Raw genomic sequence first — 2205 nt, 5'->3', positions numbered from 1 at the left:
GAACTGGAAAAGGCGGTGCTGCAGGACATCTACATGGCGGCGCATTGACCGACCAGATCGACCTCGTGGCGTGGCGCTGCCGGCACCGACAATAGGTCGGCACCGGTAGGGTCATTGCCGCGTCGATCCTGTTCAACCTGGCGGTGCTCGGCCCAGATCCGCATGCGGGGGACTGCGTCGCCCTTGTGGGCTATCTGGCGTTTCAGCGCTGAACCGGTAGATTTTCCCGACCAGGCCGGCACGTTGCATGTCGGCCATCAACGCGCGCGCTGCGGACCGGTCAGCTGGCGAAGATCATCGACAAACAGCTGGTATGCCGCCGCACGCGCGTCGCCTTCGGGCTGCCGCAGCACCCATGCCGGATGCACCGTGGCGAACGCCCGGGTGCCGTCGTCCAGTGCGTGCCAGCGCCCACGGTTCTCCATCAGGTTGAACCCTGCCCCGAACACCGCCGAGGCGGCGCTGGCGCCCAGGCAGACGATCACCGCCGGGCGTACCTGCTCGATCTCATTCAGCAGCCACGGGCGGCRGGCGTTGATATGGGTTACCTGTGGCTTGCTGTGGATGCGCCGCTTGCCGCGCCGCTCGAAGCGGAAGTGCTTGACCGCATTGGTCAGGTACAGCGTGCTGCGATCGATGCCCAGCTCGCGCAACGCGCGGTCCAGCAGCTGGCCGGCCGGGCCGACGAACGGATGGCCGCTGAGGTCCTCCGCGTCGCCGGGCTGTTCGCCTACGAGCATCACCTGCGCATCGCGCGGGCCCTCGCCGAACACGGTCTGGGTGGCCGGCTCCCAGAGCGGGCAGCGGCGGCAGCCCGCCGCCGCCGTGCGCAGCGCATCCAGGTCGTCGCCATTGGCGGTGGCCGGCGCACGCAGCGCAATGCTGCGTTCGGGGATGCGGCGCTGCGGCGCCTGCGCGCCACGGTCGTGCATGTCCTGCACACGGTCGCCGGCATCACGCACCAGCGTTGGCAGCAGGCTTGCCTCGGGAAGATGCTTCCAGTATCTGACCGGCATCTCCTGCTGCATCATCCGCGTGTTGAGCCGCGCCGGATTGAAGATGTTGGCGTAGTACGTGCGCCAGAGTTCTTCCCGCGCATCTTCGGCAGGCGCGTCGTCCTGCCTGCCGCCCGGGCCGAATGACAGCGCCTGCCCATCCCAGCTGACGCTGCGCGCCGGGGTCAGGATCGCCCAGCGCATGCCGGTGAAGCGACGCGCGAAGAACGGTGCAACGCGGTCCACGATGTGGTGGTCCGGCTCGAACCACGCGATGAAGGCGTCCTGCTCGCCGGGCACTTCGCGGAAGCGCACGAACGCCTTCATCTTGTGGGTGTCGCGGCGCACCGCCTGGGCCAGTGCCATCGCGCGTTGCACGTCCGGGTCGGTGGGAATGGACAGCAGCCCACGTTCGCCCGACGCGATGCGCCACAGCATCCGATACAACAATGCCATGCGCTGTGGATCGCGGTGGCACAGGCAGGTGGCGGCAAGCTCGACGAAGGCCCTGGATACGTAGGTGGGCGTGTCGGCTGCGGCGGTGTCGGCATCGCGCATCGGCGGCAACGCGGGCGCGTCCAGCAACGAGGACTCCTGCCCCTGCAGCCAGTCCAGCTCGGCCGGCGCGATGCCACGGTGCAGGGCCAGGCGCGCGGCGTCTCGCCACGCCTCCAACGACCACGCCGGGTCGATGCGTACGCTCCAGCGTGCCATCTCAGTGCGTGGCAAGGTCAGGGAACAGCGAGGCCTGGCGCGGTGGCGGCGCCAGCCGTGCACGCAGCGTGGCGGGGTCGTCCAGCTGTTTGCGCGGATGGTGGTCAGCCAGCTGCACGAACGGCAGCAGCTTGCTCATCGGTGCGCGCAGCCGCGCCACGTCGGCCACGCGCAAGCGCACGTGTCGACGCGCCATCAACACGCGCTTGACGTTGCGCACGCCCAGCCCGGGTACGCGCAGCAGCAGCTCCTTCGGCGCGATGTTGAGGTCGACCGGGAAGCGTTCCGGGTGACGGATCGCCCAGGCCATCTTCGGATCGATATCCAGGTCGAGCATGCCGCCCTGGGTGGTATCGGTGATCTCCTCCACGCCATAGCCGTAGAAGCGCAGCAGCCAGTCGGCCTGGTACAGCCGATGCTCGCGCGCCAGTGGCGGGGCCTGCAGCGGCAGGATCCGGCTCGCATCGGGGATGGGGCTGAAGGCCGAGTAGTAGAC

The 2205-nt window shown here is 68.9% G+C and carries 1 protein-coding gene and 1 pseudogene; both read right to left on the bottom strand.

Annotated features, from left to right (window positions below; genetic code table 11):
- Positions 1-257 precede the first annotated feature (257 nt).
- Positions 258-1709 carry a UdgX family uracil-DNA binding protein gene (locus ACXJKH_RS19020; RefSeq protein ID WP_457321713.1) on the bottom strand — a complete coding sequence of 484 codons (1452 nt, stop codon included), beginning with the start codon at positions 1707-1709 and terminating at the stop codon, positions 258-260.
- 1 nt (position 1710) lies between these two features.
- Positions 1711-2205: pseudogene (locus ACXJKH_RS19015) on the bottom strand (putative DNA modification/repair radical SAM protein); the annotation flags it as partial.

The organism is Stenotrophomonas sp. P5_B8 (genome assembly GCF_054049855.1).
This window is presented reverse-complemented; position numbering and strand designations above follow the sequence as displayed.